General features: G+C 41.5%; 22 protein-coding genes. 21 read left to right on the forward strand and 1 reads right to left on the reverse strand.

Translation table 11 applies throughout. The annotated features are described in order from the left end of the window. Positions 1 to 40: 40 nt before the first annotated feature. The 13 genes from gpr to deoC all read left to right on the forward strand — a co-directional run bounded on the left by gpr (position 41) and on the right by deoC (position 14,666). The gene (gpr, locus tag JNO66_RS01390) at positions 41 to 1,144 is read left to right on the forward strand and encodes a GPR endopeptidase (RefSeq protein WP_203086425.1); all 1,104 of its coding nucleotides are present in this window, start codon (positions 41 to 43) and stop codon (positions 1,142 to 1,144) included. A gap of 109 nt (positions 1,145 to 1,253) precedes the next feature. Continuing rightward, complete coding sequence (gene spoIIP, locus JNO66_RS01395) at positions 1,254 to 2,432, forward strand: stage II sporulation protein P (RefSeq protein WP_203086426.1); 1,179 nt, start codon at positions 1,254 to 1,256, stop codon at positions 2,430 to 2,432. A gap of 2 nt (positions 2,433 to 2,434) precedes the next feature. Next, on the forward strand, positions 2,435 to 2,788 hold the full coding sequence (locus JNO66_RS01400) for a hypothetical protein (protein WP_203086427.1): 354 nt from the start codon (positions 2,435 to 2,437) through the stop codon (positions 2,786 to 2,788). 105 nt (positions 2,789 to 2,893) lie between these two features. Further along, a complete protein-coding gene (lepA, locus tag JNO66_RS01405; protein ID WP_203086428.1) occupies positions 2,894 to 4,714 on the forward strand; it encodes a translation elongation factor 4 in 1,821 nt (606 codons plus the stop codon). Positions 4,715 to 4,773: 59 nt separating this feature from the next. Next, entirely contained in the window at positions 4,774 to 5,940 is a 1,167-nt protein-coding gene (gene hemW / locus JNO66_RS01410; protein WP_203086429.1) for a radical SAM family heme chaperone HemW, read from the forward strand. A gap of 110 nt (positions 5,941 to 6,050) precedes the next feature. Then, positions 6,051 to 7,076: a heat-inducible transcriptional repressor HrcA gene (hrcA, locus tag JNO66_RS01415; RefSeq protein WP_203086430.1), complete on the forward strand. Its 1,026-nt coding sequence runs from the start codon at positions 6,051 to 6,053 to the stop codon at positions 7,074 to 7,076. 88 nt (positions 7,077 to 7,164) lie between these two features. Then, on the forward strand, positions 7,165 to 7,746 hold the full coding sequence (gene grpE / locus JNO66_RS01420; RefSeq protein WP_273753138.1) for a nucleotide exchange factor GrpE: 582 nt from the start codon (positions 7,165 to 7,167) through the stop codon (positions 7,744 to 7,746). A gap of 37 nt (positions 7,747 to 7,783) precedes the next feature. Beyond that, on the forward strand, positions 7,784 to 9,625 hold the full coding sequence (dnaK, locus tag JNO66_RS01425; RefSeq protein WP_203086432.1) for a molecular chaperone DnaK: 1,842 nt from the start codon (positions 7,784 to 7,786) through the stop codon (positions 9,623 to 9,625). 142 nt (positions 9,626 to 9,767) lie between these two features. Continuing rightward, positions 9,768 to 10,883, forward strand: a complete 1,116-nt coding sequence (gene dnaJ, locus JNO66_RS01430) for a molecular chaperone DnaJ (RefSeq protein ID WP_203086433.1) — start codon at positions 9,768 to 9,770, stop codon at positions 10,881 to 10,883. 35 nt (positions 10,884 to 10,918) lie between these two features. Next, a complete protein-coding gene (prmA, locus tag JNO66_RS01435; protein ID WP_203086434.1) occupies positions 10,919 to 11,869 on the forward strand; it encodes a 50S ribosomal protein L11 methyltransferase in 951 nt (316 codons plus the stop codon). Beyond that, entirely contained in the window at positions 11,869 to 12,621 is a 753-nt protein-coding gene (locus tag JNO66_RS01440; protein ID WP_203086435.1) for a 16S rRNA (uracil(1498)-N(3))-methyltransferase, read from the forward strand. Before prmA ends, JNO66_RS01440 begins: the two co-directional genes overlap by 1 nt. 5 nt (positions 12,622 to 12,626) lie before the next feature. After that, positions 12,627 to 13,973 carry a tRNA (N(6)-L-threonylcarbamoyladenosine(37)-C(2))-methylthiotransferase MtaB gene (gene mtaB, locus JNO66_RS01445; protein WP_203086436.1) on the forward strand — a complete coding sequence of 449 codons (1,347 nt, stop codon included), beginning with the start codon at positions 12,627 to 12,629 and terminating at the stop codon, positions 13,971 to 13,973. A gap of 15 nt (positions 13,974 to 13,988) precedes the next feature. Beyond that, the gene (gene deoC, locus JNO66_RS01450) at positions 13,989 to 14,666 is read left to right on the forward strand and encodes a deoxyribose-phosphate aldolase (protein WP_203086437.1); all 678 of its coding nucleotides are present in this window, start codon (positions 13,989 to 13,991) and stop codon (positions 14,664 to 14,666) included. 45 nt (positions 14,667 to 14,711) lie between these two features. On the opposite strand, the gene JNO66_RS01455 is transcribed toward deoC, so the two are convergent. Beyond that, positions 14,712 to 15,641: a Na/Pi symporter gene (locus JNO66_RS01455; RefSeq protein ID WP_203086438.1), complete on the reverse strand. Its 930-nt coding sequence runs from the start codon at positions 15,639 to 15,641 to the stop codon at positions 14,712 to 14,714. A 210-nt stretch (positions 15,642 to 15,851) separates the two neighbouring features. On the opposite strand from JNO66_RS01455, the gene rpsU reads away from it, so the two are divergent. The 8 genes from rpsU to JNO66_RS01495 all read left to right on the forward strand — a co-directional run bounded on the left by rpsU (position 15,852) and on the right by JNO66_RS01495 (position 22,297). Beyond that, entirely contained in the window at positions 15,852 to 16,025 is a 174-nt protein-coding gene (gene rpsU / locus JNO66_RS01460; RefSeq protein ID WP_071312078.1) for a 30S ribosomal protein S21, read from the forward strand. Between the two features lie 29 nt (positions 16,026 to 16,054). Then, positions 16,055 to 16,498: a GatB/YqeY domain-containing protein gene (locus tag JNO66_RS01465; protein WP_203087464.1), complete on the forward strand. Its 444-nt coding sequence runs from the start codon at positions 16,055 to 16,057 to the stop codon at positions 16,496 to 16,498. A gap of 215 nt (positions 16,499 to 16,713) precedes the next feature. Beyond that, the gene (locus tag JNO66_RS01470) at positions 16,714 to 18,060 is read left to right on the forward strand and encodes an NfeD family protein (RefSeq protein ID WP_203087465.1); all 1,347 of its coding nucleotides are present in this window, start codon (positions 16,714 to 16,716) and stop codon (positions 18,058 to 18,060) included. A 15-nt stretch (positions 18,061 to 18,075) separates the two neighbouring features. Next, positions 18,076 to 19,083, forward strand: coding sequence for a flotillin-like protein FloA (gene floA / locus JNO66_RS01475; RefSeq protein WP_203086439.1), 1,008 nt, complete (start codon positions 18,076 to 18,078; stop codon positions 19,081 to 19,083). 32 nt (positions 19,084 to 19,115) lie between these two features. Next, positions 19,116 to 19,664 carry a hypothetical protein gene (locus tag JNO66_RS01480; protein ID WP_203086440.1) on the forward strand — a complete coding sequence of 183 codons (549 nt, stop codon included), beginning with the start codon at positions 19,116 to 19,118 and terminating at the stop codon, positions 19,662 to 19,664. 138 nt (positions 19,665 to 19,802) lie between these two features. Continuing rightward, a complete protein-coding gene (gene yqfC / locus JNO66_RS01485; protein WP_203086441.1) occupies positions 19,803 to 20,099 on the forward strand; it encodes a sporulation protein YqfC in 297 nt (98 codons plus the stop codon). 29 nt (positions 20,100 to 20,128) lie between these two features. Next, positions 20,129 to 21,319 carry a sporulation protein YqfD gene (yqfD, locus tag JNO66_RS01490; RefSeq protein ID WP_203086442.1) on the forward strand — a complete coding sequence of 397 codons (1,191 nt, stop codon included), beginning with the start codon at positions 20,129 to 20,131 and terminating at the stop codon, positions 21,317 to 21,319. 6 nt (positions 21,320 to 21,325) lie between these two features. Next, positions 21,326 to 22,297: a PhoH family protein gene (locus tag JNO66_RS01495; RefSeq protein WP_203086443.1), complete on the forward strand. Its 972-nt coding sequence runs from the start codon at positions 21,326 to 21,328 to the stop codon at positions 22,295 to 22,297. The last annotated feature ends 61 nt before the right edge of the window (positions 22,298 to 22,358 follow it).

Raw genomic sequence — 22,358 nt, forward strand, 5'->3', positions numbered from 1 at the left:
GAGGAACGATAAGAAAATCAATGCAATCAGGAGGGTAAGAATGAATAAACATTTGGATATGGAATCTTTTGAAATCCGCACAGATTTAGCGATAGAAGCGAATGAATTATATAAGGAAAAACAACAAACATCGCAGTCCTCTTCCGGTGTAGAGGTAACCTCAGATGATGTAGATGGGATTACTGTCACACGAGTTAAAATAGACGCGGAGGCTGCGCCGAAGCTAGGTAAGAAAGCCGGTCATTATTTAACCTTTGAGTCTCAAGGGATACGGGCAAAGGATACGGATCTTCAAGCAACGCTTGAAAAAGTATTCGCCTCCTCGTTCAATCAATTTTTAAAAGAAACCGGTGTTGGAGATACGGATTCTTGTTTAGTGATTGGACTAGGTAACTGGAATGTAACACCAGATGCACTGGGTCCAATTGCTGTTGAGGAAATTCTTGTGACACGCCATCTGTTTGAACTTGCTCCAGAAGAGGTGCAGGATGGATTTCGTTCAGTAAGTGCATTAACTCCAGGGGTAATGGGGCTAACGGGTATTGAAACCAGTGACATTTTATTTGGAGTCATTGATAAAGTGAAGCCAGACTTTGTCATTGTCATTGATGCACTCGCCTCAAGATCAATCGAACGAGTGAATACAACTATTCAAATCACAGACACCGGGATTCATCCAGGTAGTGGTGTGGGGAATAAGCGGAAGGAAATTAGTAAGGATACGTTAGGAATACCTGTCATTGCAATTGGCATTCCAACAGTAGTGGATGCGGTAACGATTACAAGCGATACTATTGATTACGTGCTTAAACACTTCGGTCGAGAAATGAAAACGGGCAAAGCTCCTTCTAGATCCCTAGTACCTGCAGGGATGAGCTTTGGAGAAAAACGAAAGCTTACGGAAGAGGATTTACCTGATGAGAAAAAGCGCGAAACAGTTCTCGGTATTGTTGGTAATCTGCCAGAGCATGAAAAACGTCAGCTGATCTCAGAGGTTCTCTCTCCGCTAGGACATAATTTGATGGTCACTCCAAAAGAGATTGATGTTTTTATTGAGGATATGGCCCACGTCTTGGCGGGCGGCTTAAATGCAGCTCTCCACCATCAAGTTGATCAAGAAAATATCGGTGCATACACGCGCTAGTTTCTAAAACTGTTCTTTGTCATCCGACAAGGAGCAGTTTTTTTGGTCTAGATGTCCTTTTGCTTGAATAGGATGGCTGTAGGTTGGTATTGGATGTAGGAGTGATCAAATGAAGCGAGCGGGGTTTCGAGGCATAACGATCAAAGTGAACCGGACAAGCATAAAGAAACTAATCATTTCGTGTGTACTTGGTGTCATTAGTTTGTTTATCTTAATCAGTCTTTTAACGTCAATTGGACAAGCACGAGGTGTCACTTCAGATAACATACATGAATGGTCTGTAGGTCTTATAAGCGAACAACTTTTACAAGTAATGGGTATGGAGAATAGTCATTTTACTGAAATGCTGCCTGAGGGGGAGAAACATTTGCAACTCGCTCCTTTAGCCTTTCATGTAATGACCAGTTTAAATCCTGAGGATCCACGAAGTTTTTTAGGGAGAGAGCTTCCAGGATTCACTTTCTTTGATTCAAAAATTTATATTGCGGGTGAGGGGACGGATTATACAACATTGTCTCATGAATCAAGTCCTCCCATTGATGTGCAGCTTGCTGAACGAGATGCGAAAGAGGAGAGTTTGGAGAAAGTCATTCAGCTTGAGAAAGAAGCAGAGGAAGCAAAGCGAAAGCAAATGGAATCAGAGCAAAACACTGGAGATAAAAATGTTGTTTACTTAATTAACACACATGATACAGAATCCTTTTTGCCAGAATTAACCTCAAAAGAAGCGTTTAATAGTAAAGTAAACATTACTCAGACAAGTGAAAAGCTAAAACAAGAACTCGAAAAACGCGGAATAGGTACAGTGAAGGAAGAGCGCAGTGTACAAGAAAGTTTGAATCAAAAAGGCTGGAATTATAATCGCTCGTATGAGGTTGCACGAGACTTTTTAGAGGAAGCAGTAGCAGGTCCGGAAGAATTTGAGTTGTTTTTTGACTTACATCGTGACTCTGCAGGGAGAGATAACACGGCCGCTACGATTAATGGTGTAGAGTATGCAAGAGTGTGGTTTATAGTCGGGGGGAATAATCCGAACTTCGACACGAATTTGAAGATGGCCGAAGATATTGATGGGTTACTTGAGAAAAAGTATCCAGGGTTAAGCCGTGGAGTAAGGATTAACGAAGGAGCAAGAACAAATGGAGTGTTTAACCAGGATCTATCTCCTCAAATGATGCTAGTAGAGGTAGGAGGAGTCGAAAATACACTTGAGGAAACGTATCATACAGCTGAAGCTCTAGCAGATGTCATATCTGAATACTATTGGAGTCAACAAAAGGAGGAGTAGCCATGATGAAGAAACTGTTAATTTACGTCGGTATTGTGAGTGTTGCATTGTTACTCGGTGCGATGGGGGGCATTCAATATGTAAATGAACAGCTCGGGCTTTCTTCTCCAAAACCGCTTGAGGTTCAAGAAGTGAAAAAATTGGATCAGGTGGTCAACCAAAAAGTGATCGCTTCTGTTGATCTGGTTCAAAAATCAGAAGCGACAAACACTGAGACTCCTCAAAATTTTTTCTCGGAGTCAGCGATGGCCGGTGCGAATAGTCTTGAGAATTTGACAAGGAAGGGTTTATCTAGTTTAGTCGGAGCGATTGAAGGATTAAATGGTCGATCGCAGGAAAGTGAGACGGAAGAATAAAGAGACCTCTGAAAAACATTTTAGACTCTGTATTGAACGTCTACCGGCAGCTTGCTATAATAGAGGATAGTGTATTTGTACGTAAGCTGTAGGAGTGATTGTAGAATGAATAATGAAGAACGTATTGAAAGGCGAGAGAGGATTCGTAACTTCTCCATTATCGCCCATATTGACCACGGAAAGTCTACGCTTGCCGATCGGATTCTAGAATTGACTGGAGCGCTCACGCACCGTGAAATGAAGGAACAAACGCTTGATGCGATGGACCTAGAGCGTGAGCGAGGCATTACCATAAAGCTAAACGCTGTTCAATTAACTTATAAAGCGAAGGATGGCGTTGAATACATTTTTCACTTAATTGATACACCGGGACACGTCGATTTTACATACGAAGTTTCTCGAAGTCTTGCTGCCTGTGAAGGTGCTCTACTCATTGTAGATGCTGCGCAAGGGATTGAAGCACAGACGCTCGCTAATGTGTATCTTGCTCTTGATAATGATCTTGAGATCCTTCCTGTTATTAATAAAATTGATCTACCGAGCGCGGAACCAGATCGTGTGAAGCAGGAAGTTGAAGACGTAATTGGCCTTGATACGTCTGAGGCTGTTCATGCGTCCGCGAAAAATGGAATAGGAATTGAAGAGATTCTTGAGCAGGTTGTTGAAAAAGTACCGGCACCTACTGGAGATCCAAGTGCTCCATTTAAAGCATTAATCTTTGATTCTTTGTATGATGCATACCGTGGAGTCATTGCTTACATTCGTGTGGTTGAAGGAACAATCAAACCAGGTGACCGTATTCGGATGATGGCAACTGGTAAAGAGTTCGAGGTAAACGAGATTGGTGTTTTCACTCCTAAAGCAACAAAAAAGGATGAGCTAACGGTTGGAGATGTAGGGTTCCTTACAGCTGCTATCAAAAACGTTGGAGACACACGAGTAGGGGATACCATAACAAGTGCTGACAACCCGACAGATGAACCACTTCCAGGATATCGTCGAATGAATCCAATGGTGTACTGCGGATTGTATCCTGTTGATACGGGGGAATACAATGATTTACGTGAAGCGTTAGAGCGTCTTGAGTTAAATGATGCCTCGCTTCAATATGAGCCAGAGACTTCTCAAGCATTAGGATTTGGATTCCGTTGTGGATTCCTAGGTCTATTGCACATGGAGATTATTCAAGAGCGTATTGAACGTGAATTTGGGATTACTCTTATTACGACAGCTCCAAGTGTTATCTATACAGTTTCACTGACAAATGGGGATTCTGTCCGAATTGATAACCCTTCAAACATGCCGGATGCTCAAAAAATTGAGCAAGTAGAAGAGCCATATGTACGTGCAAGTGTGATGGTTCCAAATGATTACGTAGGATCGGTGATGGAGCTTTGCCAAAAGAAACGTGGTATTTTCATCGATATGCAATATTTAGATGCAAACCGCGTTCAAATTGTGTACGAGATTCCATTGTCTGAGATTGTGTATGATTTCTTTGATCAATTAAAATCAAACACAAAAGGGTATGCATCATTTGATTACGAGTTAATTGGCTACAAAGCATCTAAACTTGTAAAAATGGATATTCTTCTAAATGGAGAAACGGTTGATGCATTATCGATTATTGTGCACCGTGATTCTGCTTATGAACGTGGAAAGATCATTGTTGAGAAGCTGAAGGAATTAATTCCGAGGCAGCAGTTTGAGGTTCCTGTTCAAGCGAGTATCGGACAGAAAATCATTGCGCGCTCAACAATCAAAGCGATGCGTAAAAACGTACTCGCGAAATGCTATGGTGGAGATATTTCACGTAAGCGTAAGCTACTAGAGAAACAAAAAGAAGGTAAGAAACGAATGAAGTCTGTCGGAAACGTTGAAGTGCCTCAAGAAGCATTTATGGCTGTTTTACGGATGGATGAATAAAAGTGTAAAGGCTGGCTTTTGCCGGCTTTTTACCATGTTTAAGAGGGTGTTACCAAGTTATGAGTCATCGTCATCAAGCCATCTATGTCCACATTCCTTTTTGCGAACATATTTGTCATTATTGTGATTTTAATAAAGTATTTTTAAAAAATCAGCCCGTTCAAAGGTATTTAGAAGCTCTTTTAGATGAAATGAAAAAGGCTCAACAGAAGCATCAGGTAGAGAGAATTCGAACAATTTATATAGGTGGAGGCACACCAACGGCTCTGACTGCCGAACAACTTTCATTCCTCGTAAAAGGGATGAAAGACATTTTTCCTTTGGAGAATGTAGAAGAGTGGACCGTGGAAGTCAATCCAGACAGTGCGGAAAAGGAAAAACTTCAAGCTTTGTATAATGAGGGTGTAAATCGATTAAGTATAGGAGTTCAAACATTTGATCCTCATTTACTAGAAGCCATTGGACGAACGCATCGTACTGATAGTGTATACGAAGCTGTGAAGACAGCTCGAGAGGTCGGATTCCAAAACCTTTCCATTGACTTGATGTTTGGTCTGCCACATCAAACACCAGAATCGTTTAGAGAAACCCTGCATCAAGCTGCTAAGTTAGAAGTAGAACACATTTCTGCTTACTCTTTAAAGATTGAAGAAAAAACAGTTTTCTTTAACCGCCAGCGCAAAGGATCTCTTCATCTGCCGCCAGAGGAGTATGAAGTAGAAATGTATCACGACCTTCGTGCGATTACGCGAGATGCAGGCTATACACAGTATGAAATTAGTAATTTCTCAAAACCAAAGTACGAGAGTAAGCACAATCTAGTTTATTGGGACAATTCCACGTATTTTGGTTTTGGAGCTGGAGCGTCTGGATATATAGAAGGTGTGAGATATCAAAACATTGGGCCTGTAAATCAGTACATTGATGCAGTGGAAGCGAATGAGCTACCTAGATTAAATGCTCATCAAGTGACAAAGGTAGAGCAGCTAGAGGAAGCGATGTTTTTGGGCTTACGCAAACGAGAAGGGGTTCACCCTGAGTCATTCTATGCTCAATATGGTATACGTTTAGAAGATGTATATGAGAAGCAAATTGAAGATAATATCCAAAAAGGTCTCCTAGAGTACAAAGCCGGATCGCTCCGACTAAGCGATGAAGGACTCCTTTTAGGGAACGAAGTATTTGAGTCATTTTTAGCTGTTCTGGATGAGGAAAATCTAGTTTAGGATTCAGGTTTTTTCTCGAGGCATTCATATTGACAAACTCTGACCTATTTGATAACTTATCAATAGAATTAGCACTCGTAATTAGAGAGTGCTAACAGGGGTGATTCGGGATGCTGACAGATAGACAGTTGTCCATTTTGAGTGCGATAGTTGATGAATATATTCGTTCTGCGGAGCCGGTCGGTTCTCGTAGCATCTCAAAGCGTCATGATATTTCGTTTAGTCCTGCTACGATCAGGAATGATATGTCTGATTTAGAAGAGCTAGGTTTTCTTGAGAAACCACACAGCTCAGCCGGGCGAATTCCCTCTCAAAAGGGATATCGCTTTTATGTCGATCACTTGTTAATGCCTCACAGGCTAACAGTGAAAGAAAAAGAAAGTATTCATACAGTTTTTTCATCTCAGGCTCAAGAGCTTGAAGAGATGTTTAGGCAGTCTGCACGTATTCTTTCAGAAATGACAAGTTATATTTCAATTGTGCTTGGTCCAGAAATGGAAGATGCAAGATTACGTAATGTGCAAATTGTGCCTTTGTCTTCTGAAAAGGCGATCTTAATTCTCGTTAGCACCACAGGTCACGTTGAAAATCAAATGCTTCATTTATCTGAAAGGATTGATCCATCAGATTTAGAACGCTTGGTTAATATCATGAACCAACGACTAATGGGAATCCCGCTTTACAAACTTCAGTCTGCAATTCAAACTGAAATGGCTCAAGTCATGCGTGAGCATGTAAAGGCTTATGACTCACTGCTTGAAAGTTTGCAGCTTTCCCTTTCTATGGAACGTCCTCATAAGGTGTTTTATAGTGGAAAAACAAACATTTTGAACCAGCCTGAGTTTAGAGATGTAGATAAAGTGCGTTTGCTCTTTAATTTTTTAGAGGAAGATCAGAGCATGCATCAGCTATTACGTATGCAGAACACGGGTCTTCAGGTGAAGATCGGCCACGAAAATCAGCTTGAAGCATTTGATGATTGCAGTATGATTACGGCTGATTATTCAATTGGCAATCAACATGTTGGCACGATTGGGATTATCGGTCCCACCCGGATGGAATATCATCGAGCCATCAAAGTTGTTGACTACCTTTCAAAAGATTTAACAAGGTTATTGACAAAGCTGTATCAATAACACACGAATTGGTAATAGTGACTAGAGCGTACCTTTGTTCGTTCTAGTCATCAATACATAGTTAATGGGTTATGGAGGTGAATGTTACGTGAGTAATGAAAACAAACAACAACATGAGCAAGAACAAGAAGAAGCTGAACAAAAAGAGCAAGATCAAGAGCAAGAAATGGCTGATGTGATGGAAGGGCAAGTGATAGAAGAGCAAGAAGTGGCAGACGAAGAATCTGCTGAAGCGGCTCATCAAGCTGAAGTTGCCGATCTAAACAACCGTCTATTGCGAGTTCAGGCTGATTATGATAACTTCCGTAGACGTTCTCGTGAGGAGAAGGAAGCGGCTGCTAAATATAGAGCACAGGGCTTTATCGAAGAATTGCTTCCTGCTTTAGATAATTTCGAGCGTGCGCTTTCTGTGAAACCAGAGAGTGAGGAAGCAAAATCTTTAGCTCAAGGATTAAACATGGTTTACAACCAGCTTCAAGAAGCGTTAAAAAAAGAAGGCGTAACGGCCATCGAAACAGTAGGTCAACCATTTGATCCTCATCTACACCAAGCAGTCATGCAAGTGGAAGAGGAAGGGTTTGAATCAAATCAAGTAGTTGAAGAGCTTCAAAAAGGCTATAAGTTAAAGGACCGTGTATTGCGTCCTTCAATGGTAAAAGTAAACGCCTAAACTAAACTAAATTTATAAATCAGGAGGAAGATCCGATATGAGTAAGATTATTGGAATTGACTTAGGAACAACCAATTCATGTGTAGCAGTAATGGAAGGTGGGGAAGCAACTGTTATCCCTAACCCAGAAGGTAACCGTACAACGCCATCTGTTATCGCGTTTAAAGATGGTGAGCGTCTAGTAGGTGAAGTTGCAAAGCGTCAAGCGGTGACAAACCCTAACACTGTTATCTCTATCAAGCGTCACATGGGTACTGACTATAAAGAAACAATCGAAGGAACTGAGTTCACTCCTCAAGAGCTTTCAGCTATCATCCTTCAGAAGCTTAAATCTGATGCTGAAGCATACTTAGGTGAGACAGTAACAAACGCTGTAATCACAGTGCCTGCATACTTTAATGACTCTCAACGTCAAGCAACAAAAGATGCTGGTAAAATTGCTGGTCTTCAAGTAGATCGTATTGTCAATGAGCCAACAGCAGCTGCACTTGCATACGGACTTGAAAAAGAAGAAGATCAAACAATCCTTGTTTATGACTTAGGTGGCGGTACGTTTGACGTATCCATTCTTGAATTAGGTGATGGTTTCTTCGAAGTTAAAGCAACATCTGGGGACAACAAGCTTGGTGGGGATGATTTTGATGAAGTCATCATTAACTACCTTGTTGAACAATTCAAGAAAGATAATGGCATTGACCTTTCTCAAGATAAAATGGCAATGCAACGTCTGAAAGATGCTGCTGAAAAAGCGAAAAAGGACCTTTCTGGTGTTACACAAACTCAGATTTCACTTCCGTTTATCACAGCTGATTCTACTGGTCCGAAGCACCTTGAGATCTCACTAAGCCGTGCTAAATTTGAAGAAATCTCTTCTGATCTTGTAGAACGCACTCTTGCACCAACACGCCGTGCGATGCAAGATGCGGGACTTTCTGCAAGTGAAATTGACAAAATTGTTCTAGTTGGTGGATCAACTCGTATCCCAGCTGTACAAGAAGCAATCAAACAACTTACTGGTAAAGACCCTCATAAAGGTGTAAACCCGGATGAAGTAGTAGCTCTTGGAGCAGCGATTCAAGCTGGTGTCCTAACAGGAGATGTTAAAGATGTTGTTCTTCTTGACGTGACTCCATTATCACTTGGTATTGAAACAATGGGCGGAGTGTTCACAAAGCTAATTGACCGTAACACAACGATTCCAACATCAAAATCACAAGTGTTCTCTACAGCTGCTGATAATCAGCCATCTGTTGATATTCATGTATTACAAGGTGAGCGCGAAATGGCTGCTCATAACAAAACGCTAGGTCGCTTCCAATTAGCGGATATTCCACCAGCACCACGCGGTGTTCCACAAATTGAAGTTGCTTTTGATATTGATGCCAATGGTATCGTAAATGTAAAAGCAAAAGATCTAGGAACTAACAAAGAGCAATCCATCACAATCACATCTTCTTCAGGTTTATCAGATGAAGAAGTAGAACAAATGGTTAAAGACGCTGAAGCAAATGCTGAAGAAGACAAAAAACGTCGTGAAGAGGTAGAACTTCGCAACGAAGCAGATCAGCTTGTATTCTCTACAGACAAAACGCTTAAAGACTTAGGCGATAATGTTGAACAAGAAGAGAAAGAAAAAGCAGAAGCTGCAAAAGATAAGCTAAAAGCGGCAATTGAAGCAGATAATCTTGATGAGATTCGTACAGCTAAGGATGAACTTCAAGAAATCGTTATGGCTCTTACAACAAAAATGTACGAGCAAGCGGCTCAAGCAGCACAAGCTGGACAAGAGGGCGGAGCAGAAAATGCCCAAGATGATTCCGTTGTTGATGCTGAGTACGAAGAAGTTCAAGACGAAGATCAAGACAAAAAAGATAAGTAAGTAATGTGGAAAAGTCAAAGTCAGCATGTATGGCTTTGGCTTTTTCTTTGACTAGAGCGCATCTTGCGCCTTATTGCATAGAGATGGTATGATGAACGTTATGAGTAAATAGCGCATTTTTAATTGGTTGGGAGTGGATGACGTGAGTAAACGGGATTACTATGAAGTACTTGGAGTAGATAAAAACGCTTCTGTTGATGAGGTAAAAAAAGCCTACAGAAAGCTAGCGCGTACCTATCATCCAGACGTGAATAAAGCTGAAGATGCTGAAGCGAAATTTAAAGAAGTAAAAGAAGCCTATGATGTATTAAGTGATCCACAACAAAAATCTCAATATGATCAATTTGGACATACAGATCCGAACCAAGGTTTTGGTGGTGGAGCTGGTGGAGATTTTGGTGGATTTAACGATATCTTTGACATGTTCTTCGGCGGTGGCGGCGGTAGACGGAATCCGAACGGACCTCGTCAAGGAGCGGACCTTCAATACACAATGACGTTAGAGTTTAAAGAAGCTGTCTTTGGAAAAGACACAGAAATTGAGATTCCACGTGAAGAAAACTGTAATACATGTTCTGGTTCAGGTGCGAAGCCTGGAACGAAGCCAGAGACGTGTTCACATTGTGGTGGATCTGGTCAGCTAAATGTAGAGCAAAATACTCCTTTTGGCCGCGTAGTGAATCGCAGAGTATGTAACCACTGTGAAGGTACAGGTAAAATGATTAAGGATAAGTGTTCTACTTGTGGCGGTAAAGGAAAAGTACGTAAGCGTAAGAAGATTAATGTGAAGGTTCCAGCAGGAATTGATCATGGTCAACAAATGCGTGTATCTGGCCAAGGTGAGCCTGGTGCGAACGGTGGTCCAGCTGGAGATCTATATGTGGTATTTAACGTGAAACCACATGAATTCTTTGAGCGCGATGGGGAAGACATTCATTGTGAAATGCCTCTTACATTTACACAGGTAGCTTTAGGTGATGAAATTGAAGTGCCAACGTTAAATGGGAAAATCAAATTGAAGATCCCTGCAGGTACTCAAACTGGAACAAACTTTAGACTACGTGGTAAAGGTGTGCCGAATGTACATGGTCGTGGTCAAGGAGATCAGCATGTCATCGTCCGCGTAGTTACGCCGAAAAACTTAAGTGAAAAAGAAAAAGAAATCATGAGAGAGTTTGCGGAAACAAACGGAAGTCATACAATTGAGGAACAGGATTCCTTCTTCTCTAAAGTGAAACGAGCATTTAAGGGCGAATAACTAGGTACGAAACGAATTATGGGAGTGATTTAAGCTTGAAGTGGGCAGAGTTCAGTATTCATACAACACAAGCAGCAGTAGAACCGGTATGTCACATTCTTCACCAATCAGGTGCAAGTGGTGTTGTCATTGAGGATCCAAGTGATTTAGTGAAAGATTGGGATCTAGAGTATGGGAAGGTGTATGAGCTTTCTCCAGATGATTATCCTGAAGAAGGTGTAATCGTTAAAGCCTATTTCCCAGTGAACAGCTTTCTTAATGAAACAATCGAAGAGACAAAAGGCGAGATAAACGGCCTAACCGCTCATCAGATTGACCTTGGAAAAAATAAGGTTATTGTATCCGAAGTGGATGAAGAAGATTGGGCTACTGCCTGGAAAAAGTATTATCATCCCATAAAAGTTTCTAATCAGATTACCATTATCCCGACATGGGAAGAGTATACGCCAAATGAGGGTGAAATGATTATTGAACTTGATCCAGGAATGGCATTTGGAACGGGAACTCATCCAACAACCATCCTGTCAATCCAAGCGATCGAAAAAACAATTACTGCTGGAGACCGTGTCTTAGATGTTGGCACGGGCTCTGGTGTGCTTGCTATTGCTGCTGCAAAGCTTGCGGCTAAAAAAGTAGATGCTTATGATTTAGATGATGTGGCAGTCACAAGCGCAATTGGAAATGTAGAACTAAATCAAGCGACAGCTATCATTAATGTGAAGCAAAACGACTTAGTAAAAGGTGTGGAGCCTGAGTCATATGACTTAGTCGTAGCAAACATTTTAGCTGAGATTATCACTTCCTTTACAGATGATGTTTTTTCAATTCTTCGTCCAGGTGGAACATACGTAACGTCAGGGATTATTCAGCGTAAAAAACAAGATGTAAAAGATGCACTAACCACATCTGGGTTCTTAATAACTGAAATCACAGAAATGGAAGATTGGGTAGCCATAACAGCCGTAAAACCAGAGGACTCTATGTAATGCAACGATATTTTGTAGCAAATGAGCAAATGTCGGACAAGCATGTAACGATTAATAGTGATGATGCAGCTCATATTACAAAGGTGATGCGGATGCAGCTGGGGGATACGATTGTTTGCATTAATCAAGAACAAAGAGCTGTTTTATGTGTACTCGAATCCGTTACTTTGAATGAAGTAACGGCCTCGATTAAAGAAGAACTTTTCGCAAATACAGAGCTTCCTATTTCCGTTACGATTGCTCAAGGTTTACCTAAGGGTGATAAGCTCGATTTCATTGTGCAAAAAGGAACAGAGCTAGGAGCAGTGGGATTTTTGCCTTTTTCTGCAGCGCGTTCGATTGTAAAATGGGACGCTAAGAAGGGCGCAAAGAAACGGGAACGTCTGGAGAAAATTGCAAAAGAGTCAGCTGAGCAATCTTATCGATTAATGGTTCCCACCATCTTCACTAGTTCCTCGTCTAAACAACTGACGGAATTGATCAACACATTCACTGCATGTGTAGTGTTGGCAGAAGAAAAAGCAAAAGCTAATGAAACGTCGGCTTTTGCAACACAGTTACAAGAACTGAGTCCGGGAGATTCATTACTTGTTATTGTTGGTCCTGAAGGCGGAATAACAAACGAGGAACTAGAGGAATTTGAGCGTGCGGGTGCCAAGTCCTGTGGACTCGGACCCAGAATACTACGTACGGAAACAGCGTCGCTTGCAGCGCTCGCAGCGATTTCGTACCATTATGAATTAATGAGGTGAAGAGTATGGCTACGGTCGCATTTCACACTTTAGGATGTAAAGTGAACCACTATGAAACAGAAGCGATTTGGCAATTATTTAAAAGTGAGAATTACGAGAAAGTAGAGTTTGAACAAGCATCGGATGTATATGTCATTAACACATGTACCGTGACGAATACGGGGGATAAGAAGAGTCGCCAGGTTATTCGCCGTGCCATTCGTAAAAACCCCGATGCTGTCATTTGTGTAACAGGCTGCTACGCACAAACCTCACCAGCAGAAATTATGGCTATTCCTGGTGTTGATATTGTTGTTGGTACGCAAGATCGTACAAAAATGATCGGTTATATTGAACAATTTAAAAAAGAACGTACACCAATTAATGGTGTAGGCAACATTATGAAATCTCGTGTTTACGAGGAGTTAGATGTTCCAGCTTTTACAGATCGGACAAGAGCTTCATTAAAAATTCAAGAGGGCTGTAACAATTTCTGTACATTCTGTATTATTCCTTGGGCACGAGGACTAATGAGATCAAGGCAGCCAGAAGATGTCATCAAACAAGCTACACAGCTTGTTGAAGCTGGTTATAAAGAGATTGTCTTAACTGGTATCCATACAGGTGGCTATGGAGAGGATTTAAAAGATTATAGCTTAGCACGTCTATTGCAGGATCTTGAGAACGTCCAAGGTCTTAAACGTATTCGTATTTCATCTATTGAAGCGAGTCAGCTAACAGATGAAGTCATTGCCGTGATCAATGATTCGGAAAAAGTTGTACGTCATCTTCATATCCCACTACAATCTGGCTCAGATACGGTTCTAAAGAGAATGAGACGCAAGTACACAATGAGCTTCTTTGCAGAGCGTTTGGATCGACTAAAAGAAGCGTTACCTGGTCTTGCTGTTACATCCGATGTGATTGTCGGCTTTCCAGGTGAGACAGAAGAAGAATTCCAGGAAACGTATGACTTTATCGCGAAGCACAAATTTAGTGAGCTTCATGTGTTCCCGTACTCTAAACGCACAGGTACACCTGCTGCAAGAATGGACGAGCAAGTGGATGAATCGATTAAGAATGAGCGTGTACATAAGCTTATTCAATTATCTGATCAGCTTGCTAAGGAATACGCATCTACATTCCATAACGAAGTGTTAGAAATGATTCCTGAAGAAGTAGATCAAGATCATCCTGACTTCTTAGTAGGCTACACAGATAATTATCTTCGTGTACGAGTTAAGCTAAGTGAAGATTTTATTGGGCATATTGTAAAAGTGAAGCTTACAAAGCCAGGTTACCCAGTTAACGATGCTGATTTTGTTCGCGTGATGCAAGATGAAGAAACCCACCAAAAAGTAGTGAACTATTAAAACGGAGGTCACATTATGACTAAACAAAGTTTAGCTGCACTGATTGATCATACTGCCCTAAAGCCGGATACATCAGAAGAACAAATCCGCACTCTTTGTGAGGAAGCGAGTACCTACCAATTTGCATCTGTTTGTGTAAACCCTACATGGGTCCCACTCGCTTCTGAGCTCTTAGAAGGGTCGCATGAGGTAAAAGTATGCACAGTCATTGGCTTCCCACTCGGGGCAACTCAAACGGCTACAAAAGCATTTGAGACCACTCAAGCGATTAAAGACGGTGCGGATGAAGTAGACATGGTGATCAATATTGCAGCGCTTAAAGCAATGAATCATACGCTTGTCGAGGAAGATATTCGTGCGGTTGTTGAAGCAGCAAAGGGTCAAGCATTAGTAAAAGTAATTATTGAGACCTGTCTGTTAACAGATGAGGAGAAAAAAGCAGCTTGTGAGCTTGCGGTTAAAGCAGGTGCAGATTTTGTAAAAACCTCAACGGGCTTCTCAACTGGTGGTGCAACGGTAGCGGATATTGAGTTAATGCGTACAACAGTTGGACCAGAAGTAGGAGTAAAAGCTTCTGGTGGGGTAAGGAGCTTAGAGGACGCCGAACAAATGATTCAAGCAGGTGCAAGCCGTATTGGGGCGAGCTCTGGTGTGGCAATCATGAAAGGGTTACAAGGCGAATCCAGCTATTAAGAAAACAGGTACTTGAGCGAAGCTCAGGTACCTGTTTTTTAGAGTTTATAGCTTAGGATGAATGAACTCAATAAACCGTGTGAACGGCTTTATAAGTGGCAAAAGTAACAATGAACATATGACGTTAAACAGTACACTCGCATGAGCAAGCTGTATACTTGAATGCTCGGATAACATCATGGAAACTGAAGCTAATTCATCGATAAAGGGAAGAAAACAAAGCGCTCCGAGTGTATTTAGCCAAACGTTTGCAAAAGCAACTTTTTTTGCAGCTCCATTTGTTCCTATGCTAGCAAGAAGCGCAGTTAAACAGGTTCCGATATTTGAACCAATCATAATAGCGATGGCTGTTGGCAGACTCATACTCATGTCTTCTAAAAAGCCCATAGCAATGGCTATACACGCTGTACTAGATTGAATAATAGCCGCTAAAATCGCACCTAGAAACATTCCGTTTACAGAATAAGAGGAAGCCCAGTGAAAGAGGTCTCTTGCTGCAGGGAAGGCTGCGATAGGCTCCGCCAAAGAAGAGAAGCCACTCATTGATAAAAACAAGCAGGCAAGTCCAACAAATAAACTGCCAAGTGAATAAGTAAGACGATGGCGGAAAATTAAAAGGATCATTCCAGCTGCTAGAATCCATAAGGCATAAGAACCAATCTGAAACGTTATTAATTCAGCGGTGATTGTTGTTCCAATATTCGCTCCGAGTATCACTCCAATCGTATGAGTAAAAGGAATCATTCTTGCTGCCACTAGGCCAACTAGCATAACCATCACTGCTGTGCTACTTTGAAGAATGGCTGTGATCAACATGCCAATAAGCAACCCTTTCCAAGCAGAATCCGTTAACGTTGTAAGCCAACCTTGTAATCTAGCTTGAGCTAGCTGGTAAAGACCGTGTCTCATCACAATTAATCCAAACAAAAAAATGGCTAGATAGGCGATAAAACGAGTACTGATTTCTGCGAACATGTCGTCACCTCTATACCATCCTTATGGACAAGATGCACGTTTCATGTGCAATTTTTATGTGGAAAACTTAATGAAAACGCACAAATTAACAGTTTAGGGTTGCCGAAAGACGGTTGACCGATTATAATCAAATATATTATAATAGCTAAAGACGTGTATGAAGCATATCTACGTCTTGAGCTTGGTTGTTTTCGGAGGGAGGGAAATATCATGGCAGAAACTCGCGTTCGCAAAAACGAATCGATTGATGCTGCACTTCGTCGCTTTAAGAAGTCTATCTCTAAAGAGGGAACGTTGGCTGAGGTTAAAAAACGTAAGCACTACGAAAAGCCTAGTGTGAAGCGTAAAAAGAAATCTGAAGCCGCTAGAAAACGTAAATTCTAATTTAGGCTTTTTTGAAAGGGTGAATTCACCTGAATCTTCTTGAACGGTTAAACCAGGATATGAAGGTAGCGATGAAGAGTAAAAATAAACTAGAACTAGCTGTAATACGAATGGTCAAAGCTTCCATTCAGAATGAGCAGATTAAACTAGGGCATGAATTATCTGAAGAAGATAGCCTAACGGTGCTGAATCGTGAGCTTAAACAGCGCAAGGATTCCCTCCACGAGTTTGAGCAGGCGGGTCGTGAAGATCTGGCGACGCGGCAACGTGAAGAAATTGCTGTCCTTCATAAGTACTTGCCCGAGCAGCTTACTGAAGATGAAGTGAGACAAATTGTAGCAGAAACGATTGCCGAAACCGGTGCCGAGAATAAATCGGACATGGGTAAGGTTATGGGTGCCATTATGCCTAAGGTTAAAGGCAAGGCAGATGGATCTGTGATAAATCGTCTTGTTCTAGAGTCGCTTTCATAAAAAATGTATTCAAAGTCGGTCTCTTAGAGATCGGCTTTTTGTCATTGTATTAAATAGTCATGAAAGCGTCACCGCGAAACTGGAATGTCCTATTGAGATCATGCTACACTTAAAGTAATGGAAAAAATCAAACGAGTGAAAAAAAGTGAAACCATCTCTTTGTTCATTCGTACATGATATTATACATCTTTGGAAGGGGGGAGGGTGTGAATCGTATGAGGAAAGCCATTCTCTTACTATCACTTTCAGCTCTGTTTCTTGGGTTTTTACTCATACCTGTCCAACTGTACATGGTTGCCTCAACCGCGGAAGATAAACCGAGCGTTTATGTGATTCCTGTTGAGCAGACTGTCGAACGGGGGTTAGAGAAGTTTCTCGAACGGGCACTAGCTGAAGCTGAAAGAGAACAAGCGGACCATATCATCCTAGATATTGACACACCGGGTGGCGCGGTTGATGCAGCTGGAAACATTGCTCAGCTTTTAGATCAAACGGATATTAAGATTACAGCCTATGTGAATCCCGATGCGATCTCAGCGGGCGCATACATTGCTTTAAATGCAGATCAAATTGTTATGCATCCACAAGGAAGTATGGGAGCAGCAGGAGTCATTGATGGAGCAGGAAATGCGGCAGAAGAAAAAGCGCAATCGTATTGGCTGAATCAAATGAAAAATGCTGCAGAGAAAAATAAAAGGGATCCTCAGTTTGCACTTGCTATGGCAAGTACTAACCATGATCTACCGGAATTAAACTCTCCAGAAGGAACCTTTTTAACACTTGGCGCTGAAGATGCCATAGATGTTAGGTATTCAGAAGGAACAGCTAGATCGATCGATGAGTTACTTGCGTTGGATATTGTGAATTTACCGGATGCAGAAGTAATTAACTCTGAAGTCAGCTTTGCTGAGAAAATCGCCCGGTTTGTGACAAACCCGATCGTCATTCCGATCCTCTTGTCGGTCGGTAGCCTAGGATTGATTTTAGAGCTATATACCCCAGGCTTTGGTATTCCAGGCATGATTGGACTTGCAGCTTTAGGACTCTTCTTTTTTGGTCATTTATTTGCAGGCTTTGCAGGATGGGAATCCATTATTCTTTTCTCAGTGGGTGTCATACTCATTGTGATTGAGATTTTTATACCTGGATTTGGGGTTTTTGGGGTGCTGGGCATAGCGTCCATTATTAGTGGTCTTTTCTTAGCATCCTTCTCAACCGCAACCATGCTCTTTGCAGTAGGAGTAGCTTTAATTGTTTCACTTTTAGCTGCGATCCTTCTGTTCCATTTCTTAGGGGACCGAGGGCCGTGGAAAAAAATGGTTTTGGAATCATCAACAACTAGTGAAGAAGGATATCTTTCTAATGAAACGCGTACGGAGCTTCTTTCCCAGCATGGTAAGGCTTTAACGAGGCTAAGTCCTGCTGGATTTGCTCAATTTGGAGAAGAACGCCTTGACGTGGTTTCAGAGGGTGGATATATTGAACAAGGTAGCTTATTGAAGGTCGTCTATACATCAGGGTCACGTGTTGTGGTTCGCGAAGTGCAGGCTGATCACAAATAAAAGGAGGAATAAGATATGCCATTTGATAATGAAGGAACGATTTTCATTCTTATCGCTATAGCAGTTGTAATCATACTTCTTGCTGTACTATTCACATTCGTTCCAGTTGCGCTATGGATTTCGGCCATTGCCGCAGGAGTGAAAATCAGTATCTTTGAATTAATTGGGATGAGACTTCGCCGGGTTGTACCTGCGCGCGTTGTAAACCCATTAATCAAGGCTGTAAAAGCAGGGATTGACTTAGACACGTCAAGACTAGAGGGACACTATTTAGCAGGTGGTAATGTTGACCGCGTCGTAAATGCATTAATTGCTGCACAACGTGCAAACATTGAACTTCCATTCGAACGTGCAGCTGCTATTGACTTAGCAGGTCGCGACGTACTTGAAGCTGTACAAATGAGTGTTAACCCTAAAGTCATTGAAACACCTTTTATTGCCGGTGTAGCAATGGACGGGATTGAAATTAAAGCTAAATCAAGAATTACAGTTCGTGCAAACATTGATCGTCTAGTCGGGGGTGCCGGGGAAGATACGGTTATCGCTCGTGTTGGTGAGGGGATTGTATCTACAATTGGTTCGCAAACAGATCACAAAAAAGTTCTAGAAAATCCTGATATGATTTCTCAAACTGTATTATCTAAAGGGCTAGATTCAGGAACAGCTTTTGAGATTCTATCGATTGATATTGCTGATATTGACATCGGTAAAAACATTGGTGCAGAGCTACAAACGGATCAAGCGGAAGCTGATAAGAACATTGCTCAAGCAAAAGCAGAGGAACGTCGTGCAATGGCTGTCGCGCAAGAACAGGAAATGAGAGCGCGTGTTGAAGAAATGCGTGCAAAAGTTGTGGAAGCTGAAGCAGAAGTACCACTTGCTTTGTCAGAAGCACTACGTACAGGCCGTATGGGTGTAATGGATTACATGAACTATCAAAATCTGATGGCAGATACTGACATGAGAGATTCAATCAGCAAGTCAACCGATGACAACGATTCATCAAACAACGAAAGTAACTAATTCGCCTTTCCTTTGAAAAGGAGGGATACACATTGGAAGAATTAATTTCTACCTTGCTCGGTAGTCCCCTGTTGATTTTCTTCATCATAGCTATCATTAGCTTTTTAGGACGAATGGCTAAAGGCGCGGGACAAACAAATCAACAACAAGGTCAAAACCAACCACAACAGCAGCAAGAGGAGTCAAAAGAAATCAATTGGCGCGATATCTTTACACAAGAAGAGGTAAAAGCAGAGCCACAACCAAGGCAGCAACAAGAGCCAGAAATGGTGACGGATCAGTACGCTCCCTCTCAACATCGTGAACAAGAGACGACTCAAGCGGTAAATGGTAGGAATGAATTATATGATAGGCTAGAAGAATACAAACGAAGAAAGCGTGAAACAGAGGAGCAGGCGCCTAGGCAGGTTCAAGTAAGTGCTACGTCTGATAACCGAACACGTTCTACAAGTCACCTTGATATAAGTGTGAGTAACCTATCAAAACAAGAAGCGATGAAAGCAGTTGTGTGGGCTGAAGTTCTTGGCAAGCCTCGTTCAAGAAACCCACATAAAGCATTTGCGCCAACGCGTCATAAGTAATGGATACGACTCGGAACACAGATGAAAGTCTTTTGACTTTTGTCTGTGTTCTTTTTTATTTTCACGTACGCTCCGATTCGGAATAAAGTGATATCCTACTTAGTTTTAACATAAGCATACATGGAGGGGGAATGGTGCATGGGAAAACTGATGGGACCTGTACGAAAATGGATGATGCAGCATATGCAGCTTCCCGCAGATGTCATGATGGACCTGCCCAGGATTACAATGATTGGTCAGTTGCATATTTATATTGAAAACCATAAAGGAGTTCTCAGGTTTTCAACCTCAGAGTTACGTCTGTTATTAAAGCAGGGCCAAGTATTAATCAAAGGGGACCAATTTGTGATCAAAACCATCTATCCGGAAGAGTTATTGCTTGAAGGTAGAATTGATCAAGTAATCTACATCAATGACTCAGATGATCACTCCTAATATAAATTGTGTTGATAAAGGGGGATATTATGTTAAATCATTGGATGACACACTTGAAGGGCTACGTTTTTGTTGAATTAACAGGCGTTTATACAGAGCGTCTGTTAAACGCATGCTTGCATAATGGACTAGCCATTTGGTCGATACGAAAACTGAGCGAGGATCGAATTGGCTTTCATATTGCATTAAAAGATATTATGGTGTTAAAGACGTTACGCAAACAATATGAGTGTAAGGTGCATTTTAAGAAAAGGCACGGTTTGCCTTTTTTATTGCTATCAATGAAAAAACGCAGTGGATTTACCATTGGACTTGTTAGTTTCTTTATCTTAATGCTGGTATGTTCTCAGATGGTCTGGGGAATACAGGTAAAAGGGGGCTCCCCAAAAATTGCGAATGAAGTTCAATTGGCTGCAACTGAACTTGGTATCAAGCGAGGAACGTTCCAAGCACAGTTACCACCAGTAGAGAAGATTCAACAAGAAATTCAACAGAGGGTTACGGATGCAACCTGGATTGGAGTTCGACAAAAAGGAACGATCTATGAGTTTGAGATTGTAGAACATCAATTACCAGAAGAAGCTGAACTATTAAGTCCCAGGCATTTAGTGGCCTCCAAGAAAGCGGTCATTCATAAACTATTTGTTGAACATGGGCATCCTGAAGTGAAAGTCAATGACTATGTGATGCCAGGAGATCTTTTAGTATCAGGTACAATCGGTACGAAAGAAGATCGCATGCAAACTGTGCCAGCAAAAGGACAAGTTTTAGGAGAAATATGGTACACTTCTAAAGTAAGCGTTCCATTAGAAGCTTCATTTACTACGTTAACTGGAAAACATTCATCTAGGTATGCACTCACCTTTAATGACTGGCGTGTTCCGATATGGGGATTTGGTAAACCAGACTATCCTGAGGTACAGGAGTTTGAAAAGGAACAATCCTTTGATCTGTTCGGTTGGGAGTTTCCGATTTCCTTAACTCATAAGGAAATACATGAAACCTATTCGTTTAATCGAACGTACACTGAGGATGAGGCCAAGCAGGTTGGAATGGGACAGGCAGAACACGAACTAAGAGAAAGATTGCCTGATGATGCTGAAATCTTAAGTGGAAAACTTTTGCACGAAGCGGTTGACAATGGTAAAGTGAACCTAACGATACATTATCAAGTCATTGAAGATATTGCGAAGGAAAAACCGATAATTCAAGGAGATTGAGGCGATTTGTCAGAAACCAGAGTACTACATCTAGAACCAAAAAACACAAATGAAGTACAACTCTTATTCGGTCCGAATGATACACATATAAAAAGGGCGGAAGAAAGTCTAAATGTTCAAATTGTGACAAGAGGAGAAGAGATTTCTGTTACAGGTCACAGTGAAGCCATTGAACAGACGGCTGAGCTATTCCAATCATTATTACATTTGTTAAGGGTTGGAATGAGTGTTTCTGAGCGTGATGTTGTTTACGCGGCTGGTCTTGCAAAAAACGGTCAATTAAGTGAACTATATGATTTATACGATGAGAAAATTGCAACGTCAGTAAAAGGTAAAGTGATACGAGCTAAGACACTCGGTCAAAAACATTACGTAACCCAAATCCGTAAAAAAGACATGACGTTTGGAATTGGCCCAGCGGGTACCGGAAAAACCTATTTAGCAGTTGTTATGGCAGTTAACGCACTTAAAGATGGTGTGGTGCATCGAATTGTGCTAACAAGGCCGGCAGTAGAGGCTGGAGAAAGTCTTGGTTTCTTACCAGGAGACCTTAAGGAAAAAGTAGATCCATATTTAAGACCTCTGTATGATGCATTGCATGATGTGCTTGGAGTTGAACAAACGACACGATTAATGGAACGCGGGACGATTGAAGTAGCTCCGCTAGCTTATATGCGTGGTCGAACATTAGATGATGCGTTTGTTATTTTAGATGAAGCGCAGAACACAACAAAAGAACAAATGAAAATGTTTATTACTCGGCTCGGGTTCGGCTCGAAAATGGTCATTAACGGTGACTTAACTCAAATTGATTTGCCAAAAGGAAAACAATCCGGCCTTGAAACGGCTAGCGCTATTTTAAAGAATGTTTCAGGCATTGGAATGATTTATTTACAGCAATCAGATGTGGTGAGGCATACGTTGGTCCAACAAATTATCCAAGCATACGATCAAAACGATCCAGGTCAATCTCTTTAAAGGGCCTTGGATCGGACATACATACCACTCACAACCAGTAAGCAGACCAATGAATTGGTCT

This window comes from Alkalicoccobacillus gibsonii (assembly GCF_016798245.1).
Lineage (GTDB): Bacteria > Bacillota > Bacilli > Bacillales > Bacillaceae_D > Alkalicoccobacillus > Alkalicoccobacillus gibsonii.